The sequence below is a fragment of the Synergistota bacterium genome (assembly GCA_025060595.1).
Classification (GTDB): domain Bacteria; phylum Synergistota; class GBS-1; order GBS-1; family GBS-1; genus 42-11.
This window is the reverse complement of record JANXBX010000010.1, coordinates 1-15091: the sequence shown is the minus strand read 5'-3', so window position 1 is coordinate 15091 and position 15091 is coordinate 1. Positions and strand designations below refer to the sequence as shown.

Here is a 15091-nt window from a genome sequence, read left to right as displayed (position 1 = left end):
GATGGGAGAAATAAAAGCCGCAGTTATAGGTGTGGGGTATTTAGGGAGGCATCATGCGAGGATATATAGTGAGTTAAAAGAGTCGAACCTTGTTGCGGTTGCTGATATTCTTGAAGAAAGGGCTGAAGAGATAGCCAATATTTATAGTTGTAAAGCCTATACTGACTATAGGGAGATGCTTGATAAGGAAAGTCCTCATGCAGTTAGTATAGCCGTTCCTACTACTTTGCATTATGAGATAGCTAAGGATTGCCTGCTTAGAGGGATAAACGTTCTCCTTGAAAAACCGATAGCTACGAAGCTAGAACATGCTGATGAACTATTTAAAATTTCTCAGGAAAAGGGTGTGGTTTTTCAGGTAGGTTATGTAGAAAGGTTTAACCCAATAGTCTCTTATCTTCCCAAGTTTATTGAGAAGCCGTTTTTTATAGTGGCTAAGAGGCTTTGTCCTTTTGTTAATAGGAATCTGGATGTGGGGGTTGTTCTTGACCTCATGGTTCATGATATAGATATCGTTCTATCAGTAGTAAGTGAGGAGGTTGAAGATATAAAAGGTATTGGAATGTCTGTTGTCTCACCTCATGAGGATGTGGCTTCTGCTTATCTTCGATTTAAAGGAGGTTGCAGAGCCTACTTTATAGTAAGTAGAGTTAGCCCAACAGCTACTCGGGAGCTTGATATACTTGACGAAAACAAGAGGATAGTTTTAAACTACACTCAGAGAGAGCTATTCGTTTATGACTTGGATGGTTTGCGAACCACTGAGCATATAAAGCTTTTCTCCTCAGAGGAACCGTTAAAGAAGGAGATACATAATTTTATTAAAAATGTTAAAGCTGGTAAAGGTACCATAAATGATGGAAGAGAATCTTTCTATATAGCCTTAAAAATTCTAGAAGCGATGGGGAGAGATGGTAAAAATGTATGATGTTATCATAGTGGGAGCTGGTCCAACAGGTATTTTTTGCGCCTTAGAGCTTGTTAAAAGGTCTAATTTAGAAGTTGTTGTTTTAGAAAGAGGAGCTTCTATTAAGAGAAGGTTTTGTCCCATGAGAGAGCAAGGTGGGGCATGTCGACGTTGTCATTTTTGCGCCTTGGTCTCTGGATGGGGAGGAGCAGGAGCTTTTAGCGATGGCAAGCTAACTCTTAGTTTGGATGCAGGTGGAAGATTGACAGAGCTCCTTTCAGAGGAAGTTGCTAGTGAATTATTGCAATATGTTGATCAGATTTATTCAGGTTTCGGTAACGGGGGGCGTATCTTTGATCCTTCTCCTGATGATGTAATTAAGTTTACATTTAAGGCCCAGAAGGCAGGGCTTAAGCTTGTTCCAATGAAGATAAGACACCTAGGAACAGAAAACTGCTATGAAACCTTGCTAAAGATGGAGGATTTTCTTAAAGATAAAGTTGAAATAAAATATCACTCAAAGGTTGAGGAGATTCTGATAGATAAGGAGTCTAAAAAGGTTAGGGGAGTTAGACTTGCAAATGGAGATGAGATTCAAGGTAGATATGTGGTTGTAGCTCCTGGAAGGTCGGGTGCTAGTTGGCTTGAGGAGCAAGCTCGAAAGCTTGGTTTATCTCTTGAGCGTAACCCTGTTGATATCGGAGTTAGAGTGGAGCTTCCTGCAGCTGTGATGGAGGAACTGACTAGCGTTTTTTACGAGGCAAAGCTTATTTACTATTCTAGGTTTTTTGATGATAAGGTTAGAACCTTCTGTATGTGTCCGCACGGTGAGGTAGTGGTAGAGTGGAACGAAGAGGAAAGGGTTTTATCCGTTAATGGTCACAGCTATAGGAATAGAGAGACGGATAAGACAAATTTTGCAATTCTTGTGAGTACCTCCTTTACAGAGCCTTTCCATGAGCCCAATCTTTATGGTAGTCATGTGGCGAGGCTCGCTAATATGTTAAGTGGGGCCGTTATAGTCCAGAGGCTTGGTGACCTTTTAAACGGTAGAAGATCTACCTATAGCAGAATAAGTAGGGGTCCCATAGAGCCTTCCCTTAAGGAAGCTGTCCCTGGAGACTTAAGCTTTGTCCTTCCCTTCAGATATCTTCAGGATATAAAAGAAATGCTTGAAGCACTTGACAAAATTGCACCAGGTGTATTCTCTCCATTTACCCTCCTTTATGGGGTTGAGGTAAAGTTTTACTCTTCAAAGTTAAGGCTCTCTTCGAACTTGGAGACGGAGGTTAAAAATCTATTTGCTGGTGGAGATGGAGCTGGAATAACTAGGGGGCTTATGCAGGCCTCTATTTCCGGAATTGTGATAGGAAGGGAAATATTGAGGAGAGAAGAGAGGGTGAAAGGTTAGCAGGGAGGGGTAATGCGTAGGGATGTGATAATATTCATAATTTTTGTTATAACCCTCCTTCTTTTTCTATACCTCTTAATAATCTTTTATGAACCTAATGTAGGGGATCGATTTAGATTCATCATAGATCTTATGGTTAGAAAACAGTTATGGAGGGAAAGCTTTCGTTAAATATGAAAACTCACTGCTTATTAAGGATAGCCCTTTCTTTTTTTCTATTTTTCTTTCTTTTTCTTATTAAGAGTGAGATTTACGCTTCTACTAAAACTCCTCCTCCCTTACCGGGTTTAGTTCCTCCTGAACAGATTGCTCCCCCTCGAGGGATTAAGAGAGATCCAGTAAGAGCCTTAGGGGAGTTTAAGAATGGATTAGAAGCCTTTTGGTTGGGGAAATACGATGAGGCCTTAAAAAACTTTGATCAGGCTATAAAGGCAGATCTTTATGCGCTTGAGCCTTATTATTGGAAGGGATTGATATATCTAAGACAGGGGGCGTTAGAGGAAGCTAAAAGGATGTTTGAGCTTTATTTAGAGGTTAAGCCTGCAGATTTGCGTCTTATAAGAGCTCTTGAAAAAGTTAATAAAACGGTTTTTCCAAGGCTTTCTATTCCGCAGTTTCTCTTTCCTAAAAACTATATTATGGTTAACCCCATTGATATGGTAAGAGAAAATAAAGGAATTCTAGAAAGCCTTAGAAACATCTTTATTAACCCAGTTTATAATGCTTCTGCCATGGCTTTAGGTCCGGATGATAATCTTTATATAGCAGATTATGGAAGGGGCAAAATATTTGTGCTTACCAGGGAAGGTATACCTATTAGATCGTGGGGAGGCCTAAAAAATCCCTCAGGTATAGCAGTTTCCTTAGATGGGCGCGTCTATGTTTCTGACTTTTCAGAAAGTAAGGTTTTCATTTTTGACCTTTCAGGTAAGTTAATTAACTCTTTTGGTGAGGGAGAGCTTCTTAACCCGCAGGGATTAGCTATAGATCCCTATGGCTATCTTTATGTATGTGATTGGGGTAACCATCGCATATGTAGATATACCTTGGATGGGAAGCTTGTAAGGACCATAGGGGAAGGGGTTTTATGGGAGCCTTTAGCTCTTTGTGTTGATGATAAGGGAGACATTTGGGTCTCTGATGGCAGCGAAAGATGCGTGTTTAAGTTTGGATGGGATGGTTTGCTTAAGGGAAGATTTCTAGAGGACGTTTTTTCAAGAGGTCTTTCCTTAGATTTTAAAAATAGGGTTATCGTTGCTGACGAGGAAAGAAAGTGTTTCTTTCTTATAGATAAAGATAAGGTTGTAGAAAAGGTTAACGTTTCAAAGGTTTCGGCGCTTTCCTCTCTTTGCCTCGATAGGTTTGGAAATATATTTTTAGTTGATTTTGATCGGTTTCTTCTTTATAAGGTGGAGACCCCTCTTCACACAGGTGAGATAGAGATAAGAATTGCAAAGCTTAACATTAAAGAGAATCTTGAGAGAGAGGTGGAGATCGAAGTTTCAGAGGGTTGGTATCCTCTTCCTCTGGAAAAGATCGGCTTATTCGTCCGCATTATTGAGGGAGATTGGATAATTGAGCCTTCCGCTATTAAGGAAATTGATAAGCCTTTAGCTATTGGCGTTATAGCTGATCCTGCCTTTGAAAGGGAGATTGAGGAGGTTTTAAAAGTCCTTAAGCTAAGGCTTTTCGCTATTGACGAGGCTTTTGTTGTTGGGGCTTTTTCCTCTTCTGAGCTTCCGATAAGTAGATGGGTTTGGGAGAAATCTAAAGAGCCATTTAATGCAAAGGCTTTATTAGATAGGGTCTTAAGGCTATTGGTTCAAAAAGATAGGGAAAGGGTGTTATTATATTGTGGCAATCTACCTGTTCTTTCTGAGGCTGAAATGCGTAAGATGGCATATTTTATGAGAAAGCACCAGATTAGATTATTTATAATCTCCGATAAAGAGCCTGATCCTTCCTGGGAAAGCTTGATGGCCTACACTGGGGGTCGATTTTGGAATATATTCTATATTGATAAGGAAATGCCTATAGCTTATCACCTTAGAAGGTCACCTTATGAGTCTTATTTAGTATCCTATACTTCCCTTTCGCGTAGCGATAAAGAGGAAGCGAGAAAAAACTTAAGGGTTTTTATAGAGATGCCTACTGCACATTATGAGGATGAGGTAACTTATTATAGCTGGGGGGAACCGGAGAAGGTCTTACGTTAACCTCAAAGAGGGGGTGGGCTTATGAGCATAAAGAAGGCCGTCTTCCCAGTAGCTGGTCTTGGAACGAGGTTTTTACCCGCCACAAAAGTAATTCCTAAAGAGATGCTACCTCTTGTAGATAAACCTCTTGTTCAGTATTCAGTGGAGGAAGCTGTTTCTGCTGGGATAAATCAACTTATCCTTATTACAGCTAAAGGCAAAAGGGTTATAGAGGATTATTTTGATAGATCGTTTGAGCTTGAATCTACTCTAAGGGGAAAGGGATTGAATGATCTTCTTGATCTTATAGTATCCATATCTGAGATGGCTGATTTTGTGTTTGTAAGACAGAGAGAGCCAAAGGGGCTCGGTCATGCTATACTCTGCGCTAAGCCTGTTGTTGAGCATGAATATTTCGCGATATTTTTAGCGGATGATGTAATAATAGGGGAGAGACCAGCCATATCTTTTTTGTTAGATGTTCACGAAAGATTTGGCGGCAGCGTTATCGCTCTTGAGGAGGTCTCATGGGATGAGGTGTCAAGGTATGGTGTGGTTAAGGTTGAGGAGATAGAGAGGGGTATCTATAAGATTGTTGATCTTGTTGAGAAACCTAAAAAAAACGAGGCCCCATCTAACCTTGCCATAATTGGTAGATATATACTTTCGCCTAAGATATTTAATTGTTTAGAGCGAGTTGAACCTGGTGCTGGTGGAGAGATCCAGCTTACCGATGCCATGAGATTGCTTCTTGAAGAGGAACCAATTTATGGTGTCAAGTATAAGGGCAAAAGATACGATTGTGGAACCATAGAAAGCTTTATCAAAGCGACGGTTGAGCTTGCATTGAGGCATAATGATTTCAAAAGGGAGTTTAAGGCCTTTCTCGAAAATATAATGAAGGAGTGGTGAGGATTAATGTGTGGGATAATAGGTTACATAGGTTATAGAAATGTAATACCTATTCTTATTGAGGGATTATATCGCTTAGAGTATAGAGGTTATGACTCCGCAGGTGTTGCTCTTCTTTCGGATGGAAGGATAAAGGTGGTTAAGACCGCAGGAAAGATAAGAGATTTGGAAAACCTTATTAAGGGGGAAGACCTTCTGGGAAGCATCGGTATAGGTCACACCCGTTGGGCTACTCATGGAAGTCCAAATGATGTCAATGCTCATCCTCATGTTGATGTTACAGGGAGATTTGCCTTAGTTCATAACGGAATAATCGAAAATTACAAAGAAATAAAGCATGAGCTTCAGTTAGAGGGGATTCGCTTTTCCTCGGAGACAGATACAGAGGTAATAGTTCAGCTGATAAGCAAGTATTATTCAAATAACTTAGAGGAAGCAGTTGCTAAGGCTCTAAAGAGGCTTGATGGCTCCTATGCTATTGCTGTAATTTCAACCGAGGAGCCAAGGAAGCTTGTAGCTGCAAGGTACGGTAGCCCCTTAGTTCTTGGTATAGGTGAGGGAGAGACATTCCTTGCATCTGATGTTCCTGCCATACTTCCTTACACAAGAAAGGTCGTTTACTTAGAGGATAGAGAAGTGGTAGTTGTAGAGGAATCAAGGTGGTGGGTTTTCGACTTAGGTGGAGCGAGAAAGGTAAAGCAGGTTCACTTTGTGGAATGGGATAGCTCTATGGTATCTCGTGGAGGGTATAAGCATTATATGCTAAAGGAGATAAATGAGCAGGGAAGTGTGGTCAGGAATGTTCTTAAGGGGAGGCTGAAGGAAAGCAGTATAGACTTAAGTGAGCTTGATTTAGATGATAGTTACATAAAAAGCTTGAATAAGATTTTCATAGTAGCTTGTGGGACTTCCTATCATGCTGGTATGGTGGGGAAATGCATTTTTGAAAGATGGGCTAGGATCCCGGTAGAGGTAGATATTGGTTCCGAGTTTAGATATAGGGATCCAATAATACCTCCTGGCAGCTTGACAATAGCCATTTCTCAATCGGGTGAGACAGCTGATACCTTAGCTGGGCTCAGGGAGGCAAAGGCTAAAGGTTCTTTCACATTAGCATTAGCTAATGTTCAGGGAAGCACCATAACGAGGGAAGCGCATAGGACCATGTATTTAAGGGCGGGTCCGGAAATTGGTGTAGCCTCAACAAAGGCCTTTACTGCACAACTTTCAGCTCTTTACCTTCTAGCCTTTAGATTTGCTCAGGTTAGGGGGACTTTAAGCGAGAGGGAGAGCGAAGTTATCATAAGGGAGCTCTGGCAGCTTCCCTATCATGTCGAGGCCTGCCTAGCGTTATCTCCACAGGTTAAGGAGCTATCTCAAAAGTATTATCATTATTCTAACTTCCTTTATCTTGCAAGGGGGATAAATTATCCTATTGCTTTAGAGGGAGCCTTAAAGCTTAAGGAAATATCTTATATACATGCTGAGGCTTATGCTGCTGGGGAGATGAAACATGGACCTATAGCTTTGATAGATGAGCTAATGCCGGTTTTAGTTATAGTTCCAAAGGATAAGCTTTATGCTAAAACTTTAAGTAATATTCAGGAGGCCAAAGCGAGGCATGCGAAACTCATAGCTATTGCTACCGAGGGAGATGAAAACATGAAGTCCCACGTATCTGATGTGCTATATGTTCCGGAAGTTCTTGAGGAATTTTATCCTCTAATTAATGTTATACCATTACAGCTTTTTGCGTACTATGTGGCTGACATTTTAGGAAGAGAGATAGACCAGCCTAGAAATCTTGCCAAGAGTGTTACGGTTGAGTAAGCCTTTTAAAAGGAGGTGAGCGGTATGCCTGATTTGGCGATAATAGGCGCTGGTCCAGCAGGTTTGACTTCAGCTATCTATGCTGCAAGAGCTTTACTTGATGTGGAAGTGTTTGAGAAAAGCTTGTTAGGTGGGCTTGTAGCTACTGCAAGCCATGTTGAAAACTATCCTGGTTTTCCTGAAGGTATAGAAGGAGTGGAATTGATAGAAAAGATGAAAAAGCAAGCAGAAGGCTTTGGTGCTAAGATAATCTTTGCGGAAGTCAAAGGGATAAATTGGAATGAGAGAAAGCTTATAACCTCAAGGGGAGAGGTTGAAACTCAGGCATTGATAATTGCCTCTGGTACATCTCCGAGAGAGCTTGGTGTTAAAGGAGAGAGGGAGTTTAAGGGAAAGGGCGTTTCTTATTGTGCTGTGTGTGATGGGGCCTTCTATACAGATGAGAAAGTTGCTGTTGTTGGAGGAGGTAACACTGCTGTTGAAGAGGCCCTTTATCTCACGAAGTTTGCATCAAAGGTCTATTTGATTCATAGAAGGGATTCTCTTAGGGCCGAAAGAGTTTTGCAGGAGAGGCTCTTTTCTAATCCCAAGATTGAGGTTTTATGGAACACAGTCGTTAAGGAGATAAAGGGAGATAACTTTGTTAAGGGATTGCTTGTGGAAAATCTCTCCACTGGTGAGCTTAAGGAACTCCCCATATCTGGAATATTTGTTTATATAGGGCTTAAGCCTAATACCTCTTTAGTGGAGGGCTTGTTAAAGCTTGATGAATATGGTTTTATAATAACTAACGAAGAGATGGAGACTTCTGTTGAAGGTATATTTGCTGCAGGTGATGTGAGATCTAAAGGTTTAAGACAAATAGCGACTGCGGTTGGAGATGGTGCCATTGCGGCTGTTTCTGCGGAAAGGTATATAAGGGAGCAAAAGTATATAGAGGAAAGCGTTATTTCTTCTACCAAAAAGTATATTTTCGTGTTTGATCCTCTTGATGAAGTTAACAGAATGCTCAAGAGGGATCTTCCTCATGAGGATATAATCCCCCTTGATAAATATAAATATTCCAGGTTAGTGTCAAAATGGGATATAAAGGCCTTTCCTGCGCTTCTTGTCTTTAGTGATGGAAAGCTTATCTATAAGAAAGAGGCCTTCTCAAGTTGGGAGGAAATTAATGATGTACAATTGTAGCGATGCGATTTTCATCACTGAAACTTCGGTTTTTCCGTTAAGGTTTCTCCTGTGGGTGGGAGATAAAAATCGTTTATAACTTGTTTTTTAAAATTATAAAAAAGTTTTCTATTACCAGGCTTTTAGAGCTTGATAGTTTAAAGGAAGCTATTAGATCCTTTCGTAAGTGGGATTTAGAAAGGGAAGAAAAGGTATTAGAAGCGGTCATAAGATCCTCTTTTTTAAATCTTTTAGCTCGTGGAATAGGTTATTTAAAAAATGTAGCTATTGCCGTTCTCCTTGGCTTCAGTGCTAAAACGGATGGTTATTTTATGGCTCTCTCTTTACTTGGCATTTTTATTATATTCTCTGATGTTTTTGAGTCTATTGGTGTTCCGAACCTCGTTAAAGCAAGACAGGAAAACATGGGGGAGTTTAAAAGGCTTTCTGGTTTTTTATTTGCCTTTGCTTTGACTTTAGCGATACTTTCCTCAGTTTTTGCCTTTTTGCTTATGCCTCTTATATTAAAGATTCCCCTTGGTTTTAAAGAGGAAGCTTTAAATTATCTTAAGGTTTCTTATTTACTTCTGCTTCCTTATCTCTTTTTCTCTTTTATTTTTCAACATTTTGGAGCGGTTTTAAGAAGCTTAAGAAGATTTACAGCTTATTTTGTGGCTGAATTTATAATCTCACTTTCCTCTTTTTTGATGATTCTTTTCGGACTTTTAGCTTTCAGGGATTATTGGGTTTTGCCCTTAAGCCTTGCCCTTTCTCAGTTAATTGGAACCTTATTTATAACCTTCAAAGGTAGGGAGTTTTTCCATCTAAGGTTTTATAAAGATGAGAAAGTAAAAACCATCTTAAAGTGTTTTTTTCAGCTTTCCATACTTTACGGTGTATTTCACCTTTACATAATGGTAGATAGAGCCTTTGCTTCTATCTTGCCGGAAAGGTCCGTTTCTGCCTTGTCTTATGGTCTTGTTATACTAACCGGATTAAAGGGCATTTTGAAAATAGAAAATGTTGCGATGACGAGCCTTTCTGAGGCAAGGGGAAGCCTTGAAAAGCTTAACTTCTATATAGAAAAACTGCTTTTGATAACTGTTCCCCTCTCTATTTTCCTCTTTGCTTTTTCAGGGCTAATTGTAAGGCTTCTTTTTGGTTATGGTGCTTTTTCAAAGGTAGATATAGATTTAACATCTAGTGCTTTAAGGTTTTACTCTTTAAGCTTTCCTTTTATGTTTTTGTGGCCTATCGTTTACAGGGTTTTTCAAATAAGAGGGAAGATGAGAGGCTTAGTCATGATAGCTTTTTCAGGGGTTCTTTTAAATGGTGTGTTAAACTATCTCTTTATGATAGAATTAGGCTTAGGGATTGTTGGGATTTGTCTAGGCACATTTTTTTCTTATCTTTTTCTCTGTTCAATAGGGTATATAGGTTTGAAGAGAGGAGGTGTTTGAATGCCTAAATGCCCTATCTGTGGAAATTTAAGGAGCGATGAATCTTTCATTGAAACTTACGTTTCCTCCTTTAATAACCAGGAATATAAGCTTTATAGCTGTGATTCCTGTTACCTTGAGTGGTGGGAGCCTTTGAAGATCATTCCGTGTTATTACGAACAGGAGGTAGAGAAATCTTATGCCGCTTTTCACATAGGTTTAAGGGAGAAGATAGGAAAAAATCACGAGATGTTTTTCAAATTTATACCAGTGAAGTCTGGTAGGCTTCTTGATATAGGTTGTGGTGATGGGGTGTTTTTAAAGGAGGCAAGGAGAGCTGGTTATGAGGTTTGGGGTATAGACTTCGATAGCAAATCTATAAAGGTTTGTAAAGAGAAATGGGGTTTAGAGAATACGTTTGCTATGAGTCTTGAGGAGTTTGCGAAGTTCGCTGATAAAGATGGGCTTAAGTTTGATGTAATAACCTTCTTTGAGGTTTTAGAGCACCAAGATAGACCTAGGGAGTTCTTAGAGACCGTTAAGAAATTATTGAAACCCGGAGGCTGGATAGCTGGTAGCGTCCCAAATAGGGAGAGGTTGTTTGTTAAAATGGATAGAAAGTATTTTACTGGGGATAAGCCTCCTCATCATTTCTTATGGTTTAGTAAAAATAGCTTACTTAGATGTTTTGCTAATCTTGGATATGGCAATTTGAGTGTCAAATCTGTGGATAGAAGGCTTAGAGACTACAGCCCCTTTATAGATTTTATTGTTCTGGGTTCTTTGGGGCCGAAGTTGAAGAGGTGTTTAAAAGAAAAGTTAGTTGCTGATAAACATATTGCTGAGGCAGTTGATCTAGAGTCGATAAGCAAGTTGAAAGACTCTAACAGCTTTTTAAGTGAAAGCCTATTGGTTGTTAAAAGATTGAGAAATTTAATATATAGCCCTATCTGCATGGTTTTATATTTAGTGTCCGCTTTAAAGGATGAAGGACCCTGTTTATATTTTCAGGGATATGTTGATTAAGATATATTGTGAAGGAGGCATTATCTTATGACTAAGCTTATTCTTATTCCTCATCTTGGTAGGGGTGGGGCAGAGCGAGTTGCTGTAAATTTGTTTAAGGCGTTAGGTTTCGATGGCTTTATTACCTTTGAAAACCTAATAGACTATCCTATGCCTGAGGAGAAGGTTTTTTGCATAAATAGCCCAGCTTCTCAAAGCCTGTTTAAGAAGTTTCTCAATTTACCCTTTAGAATATACAGAATAAGAAAGATAAAGAAAAAGCTGAAGCCAAATTTGACCATTAGCTTGCTTGAGCCAGCAAATTTGTATAATTTACTGACAAAGTTTCCAGAAGAAAGGATATTTGTTTCTTTTCGTTCTAATTATACTTTGGATATTTTAAATAGCCCCTTTTGGGGACAAGGCTTGACAAAAAAGGTTGTTGTGGCTCTGTATAAATTGGCTTTTAAGCTTATTTACAATAAGGCTGATGTCTTGGTAGCGGCATCTGAATCTGTTAAGTGGGACATGGTTAAGAATTATAATATCGATCCTTATAAAATTAAGGTAATCTACAATCCTATTTATTTTGATGAGATCTCTTTAGGTGTTAGGGAGGATTTGGGTGAGCATTGTGGTATTTTTAGTTATCCTGTGCTTATAACAGTAGGAAGGCTTACTAAAGCTAAGGGTCAGTGGTATTTGTTGAGGATATTTAAGGCTTTGAAGTGTGATTTTCCTGATCTTAAGCTTGTTATTTTAGGTGATGGGGAGTTAAAGGGTTATTTAGTTAAGCTTTCTGAGGAGCTTAATTTAAGGACCTATCTTTGGGATAGGGATGAGCTTTCTTCTGGCTTTGATGTTTACTTTTTAGGTTTTCATAGGAATCCGTTTAAGTTTGTTTCTAACTCTGCTCTTTTTCTTTTTCCTTCTTTATGGGAAGGGCTTCCTAATGTTTTGGTTGAGGCTTTAGCTTGTGGTGTTCCTGTTATATCTTCTGATTGTAGGAGTGGTCCTAGGGAGGTTTTGGCACCTGATACGGATTTTGAGTATCAGACTGAGGTTCCTGAGTTTGCGGATTATGGTGTTTTGATGCCTGTTTTTGATGGTAGTTTTAAGGGTGCTAGTGAGCCTTTGGATGATAAAGAGAGGATGTGGGTTGATGTAGTTAAGAAGCTTTTACTTGATGAAGGTTTAAGGAAGGGTTATTCTCAGAAAGGTAAGGAAAGGGCAAAGGATTTTGATATAAAGGTAATAGCTAAAAAGTGGCAGGAGATCTTGGGGGATTACTTATGATGTTAAAGATTGAGGATTTGCTTTCTGGAAGTGAAAAGATTTGTGTGGTTGGGCTTGGATATGTGGGACTACCTTTAGCTGTGAGCTTTTCGAGGCATTTTAATGTAGTAGGGTTTGATATCAATAAGAAGAGGATAGAGGAGTTAAAGAGGGGTATTGATAGCTCTTTTGAGGTAAGCGAGGAGGAGTTAAGGAAGGCAAAGGTATTTTTTTCCTCTGATCCTGAGATTATCAAGGGTTGTAAGTTTATAATAGTAGCTGTACCTACCCCAGTTGATAAGTTGAAAAACCCAGATCTAGCTTTTTTAAGAGGGGCCTCTACCATCGTTGGTAAAAATTTGCAAAAGGGAAGCGTGATTGTCTATGAGTCTACGGTATTTCCTGGGGCTACAGAAGAGATATGTATACCTATATTGGAAAAGGAAAGCAAAATGGTTTGGAAGCGAGACTTTTGGGTTGGATATTCCCCAGAGAGAGTTAACCCAGGTGATAAAAATCATGGCTTGGATAAGGTTATAAAAGTTGTAGCTGGTGATACTCAAGAAACCTTAGAGTTAATATCCCAAGTTTACTCTAAGGTTTGTTTGGCTGGCGTTTATAAGGCTAGTAGTATAAGGACGGCTGAAGCTGCAAAGGTAATAGAGAACATTCAAAGGGATATAAACATAGCCTTGATAAATGAGTTAGCTTTAATATTTCATAAGCTGAACTTGGATACTAGGGAGGTTTTGAAAGCGGCGGAGACGAAATGGAACTTTATAAAATTTGAGCCAGGACTAGTTGGGGGACATTGTATTCCTGTAGATCCCTATTACCTAGCTTATAAGGCTTTAGAGGCTGGCCATATGCCTGAGCTGATTCTATCTGGAAGGAGAGTTAATGAAAGCATCCCTAGATATATAGCTCATGAGATCGTTAAGCTGATTATTAACGCTAATAAGCCGGTAAAAGATGCTAAAGCTCTTGTTCTTGGTATTACCTTCAAGGAAAACGTGCCAGATATTAGAAACAGCAAGGTTTTTGATATGATTGAGGAGTTAAGAAGTTACTCTATTAAGGTTTTCGTATACGATCCGGTTGCCAAGAAGGAAGAAGTTTCGGAGGAATATGGTATAGATTTAATAGAAGATATAGAAGGCTTTAGCCCCTATGAGGCTGTGATTTTAGCAGTGAAACATAGGGAGTTTTTAGAAAATCTCAGCTTAAGCTATCTGAAGGGAGTTTTAACGGAGCCACCTATATTGATAGATGTGAAAGGAGTTTTTGAGAAAGAGGATGCTCAAAGAGAGGGGTTTATTTACTGGAGGTTATAAGGTGTCAAAGATTTTATATTAACTTGAAGCTATTCGGGTATTCAGAATTTGAGGGATAGCGGTAATCGAAATCAGTATTAATGAAAGGGATGATGGTTAAGATGGATGAATATGTGCTTGTTACTGGTGGAGCCGGATATATAGGTTCTCATGTGAATAAGCTTTTAAATCTAAAGGGATATAAGACGATAGTTGTCGATAACCTTGTTAATGGAAGGGAAGGCTTTGTTAAGTGGGGGAAGTTTATCCTTGGCGATATAGGCGATGAGGCTTTGCTTGGGTTGATTTTTAAAAATTATAGGGTAAAAGCTATTATGCATTTTTCTGCTTTTGCTGATGTAGGCGAGTCAGTAAGTGAGCCTATTAAATATTACATAAATAATGTTAATAATACGTTAATTTTGCTTAAAAAAGCGATAGAAAGTAACGTTAAATATTTTATTTTTTCCTCAACTTGTGCAGTTTATGGGAATCCCTTGAGGATACCGATAGATGAAAAGCATCCTACGGATCCGATAAACCCCTATGGTAGATCTAAATTAATCGTAGAGTATGCTTTAAAGGATTTTGAGTTAGCTTATGGTCTTAAATATGTTAGCTTAAGGTATTTCAATGCAGCTGGGGCTGACCCTGAAGGGGAATTGGGAGAGTGGCATGAACGTGAAACGCGTCTAATACCAATAACTTTGAAGGTGGCATTAGGTAAGGTAGAGCATCTTGAGATTTTCGGTGATGATTATAATACACCTGATGGAACGTGCATTAGAGACTATATTCACGTTAGCGATTTAGCTAAGGCTCATATATTGGCTTTAGAGTATCTTTTCAACGGTGGGAATTCCGATGTTTTTAATTTGGGTATAGGAAGGGGTTTTTCAGTTAAGGAGGTTATAAGGGCTGTTGAGGAAGTTACCGGGCGTAAGGTTAGGTTTGTAATAGGAGATAGAAGACCTGGAGATCCTCCGGTGCTCATTGCAGATGCCTCAAAAGCCAGAAAGGTCTTGGGATGGGCCCCTGAGTTTACTGATATTAAAGATATAATTAAAACCGCATATCTTTGGGAATTGAGAAAGGGTATCTGATATAATTAAAGAGAGCTTTAGCTTAATTTGAAGGAGGGAGCAAGATGAAAGCTGAACTTTTCGCTCTACTTGCGGCAGCTTGTTGGGGAATAGGTAGCTTCTTTGAGAAGAAGGGGCTTGCTCTTGGAAATATCCCTCCATTTGTGGGTGCAGCTATGAGAACATCTATTTCCCTCATAATTTTGCTTTTTCTTGCCTGGCCTAATATTCAAACTGCATTTAGGGCTGGCTTAAAGCCATTTTTACTTGTTGCCTTTGGCGGAGGACTTCTTGCTGGAGCATTGGGAATAGCGATGTTTTACACTGCATTAAAGACAGGTAATATTGGGAAGGTTCTCCCCATAGCTTTTACATCTCCTCTTTTTGGTGTCCTTATAAGCCTTATGTTAGGGATGGAGAGCCTTTCGATAAAAAACATCTTGGGTATGCTTCTTACCATTTCTGGTATAATGGTTTTGACTTTCAAGTAGATTGTTTAGGAGGTTAGGTAGATTTTGGGAAAAAAGAGGGTTCTTTTAGTTTGTAGGGGTAATA

At 39.3% G+C, this 15091-nt stretch carries 13 protein-coding genes; all 13 read left to right on the top strand.

Going from position 1 to position 15091, the window contains the following annotated elements; all coding sequences use genetic code 11:
- The first annotated feature begins 1 nt into the window (after position 1).
- The 13 genes from NZ900_07300 to NZ900_07240 all read left to right on the top strand — a co-directional run bounded on the left by NZ900_07300 (position 2) and on the right by NZ900_07240 (position 15027).
- On the top strand, positions 2–928 hold the full coding sequence (locus NZ900_07300) for a Gfo/Idh/MocA family oxidoreductase (protein MCS7233894.1): 927 nt from the start codon (positions 2–4) through the stop codon (positions 926–928).
- The gene (locus NZ900_07295) at positions 912–2318 is read left to right on the top strand and encodes an NAD(P)/FAD-dependent oxidoreductase (protein MCS7233893.1); all 1407 of its coding nucleotides are present in this window, start codon (positions 912–914) and stop codon (positions 2316–2318) included. The genes NZ900_07300 and NZ900_07295 overlap by 17 nt, the downstream gene beginning before the upstream one ends.
- A gap of 12 nt (positions 2319–2330) precedes the next feature.
- The gene (locus NZ900_07290) at positions 2331–2489 is read left to right on the top strand and encodes a hypothetical protein (GenBank protein ID MCS7233892.1); all 159 of its coding nucleotides are present in this window, start codon (positions 2331–2333) and stop codon (positions 2487–2489) included.
- Complete coding sequence (locus tag NZ900_07285; GenBank protein ID MCS7233891.1) at positions 2468–4534, top strand: SMP-30/gluconolactonase/LRE family protein; 2067 nt, start codon at positions 2468–2470, stop codon at positions 4532–4534. Before NZ900_07290 ends, NZ900_07285 begins: the two co-directional genes overlap by 22 nt.
- 21 nt (positions 4535–4555) lie before the next feature.
- Positions 4556–5425, top strand: coding sequence for a UTP--glucose-1-phosphate uridylyltransferase GalU (galU, locus tag NZ900_07280; GenBank protein ID MCS7233890.1), 870 nt, complete (start codon positions 4556–4558; stop codon positions 5423–5425).
- Between the two features lie 6 nt (positions 5426–5431).
- Positions 5432–7255: a glutamine--fructose-6-phosphate transaminase (isomerizing) gene (gene glmS, locus NZ900_07275; GenBank protein MCS7233889.1), complete on the top strand. Its 1824-nt coding sequence runs from the start codon at positions 5432–5434 to the stop codon at positions 7253–7255.
- 24 nt (positions 7256–7279) lie between these two features.
- Positions 7280–8443 (top strand): thioredoxin-disulfide reductase, encoded by a 1164-nt coding sequence (gene trxB / locus NZ900_07270; GenBank protein ID MCS7233888.1) that lies wholly within the window; start codon positions 7280–7282, stop codon positions 8441–8443.
- 80 nt (positions 8444–8523) lie between these two features.
- Positions 8524–9882, top strand: a complete 1359-nt coding sequence (locus NZ900_07265) for a polysaccharide biosynthesis C-terminal domain-containing protein (GenBank protein ID MCS7233887.1) — start codon at positions 8524–8526, stop codon at positions 9880–9882.
- Positions 9883–10887: a class I SAM-dependent methyltransferase gene (locus NZ900_07260; GenBank protein ID MCS7233886.1), complete on the top strand. Its 1005-nt coding sequence runs from the start codon at positions 9883–9885 to the stop codon at positions 10885–10887.
- A gap of 27 nt (positions 10888–10914) precedes the next feature.
- A complete protein-coding gene (locus NZ900_07255; GenBank protein MCS7233885.1) occupies positions 10915–12162 on the top strand; it encodes a glycosyltransferase in 1248 nt (415 codons plus the stop codon).
- Complete coding sequence (locus NZ900_07250) at positions 12162–13475, top strand: nucleotide sugar dehydrogenase (GenBank protein MCS7233884.1); 1314 nt, start codon at positions 12162–12164, stop codon at positions 13473–13475. The genes NZ900_07255 and NZ900_07250 overlap by 1 nt, the downstream gene beginning before the upstream one ends.
- A 101-nt stretch (positions 13476–13576) precedes the next feature.
- Positions 13577–14557, top strand: a complete 981-nt coding sequence (gene galE / locus NZ900_07245) for a UDP-glucose 4-epimerase GalE (GenBank protein MCS7233883.1) — start codon at positions 13577–13579, stop codon at positions 14555–14557.
- Positions 14558–14601: 44 nt separating this feature from the next.
- A complete protein-coding gene (locus NZ900_07240; protein ID MCS7233882.1) occupies positions 14602–15027 on the top strand; it encodes an EamA family transporter in 426 nt (141 codons plus the stop codon).
- Positions 15028–15091 lie beyond the last annotated feature (64 nt).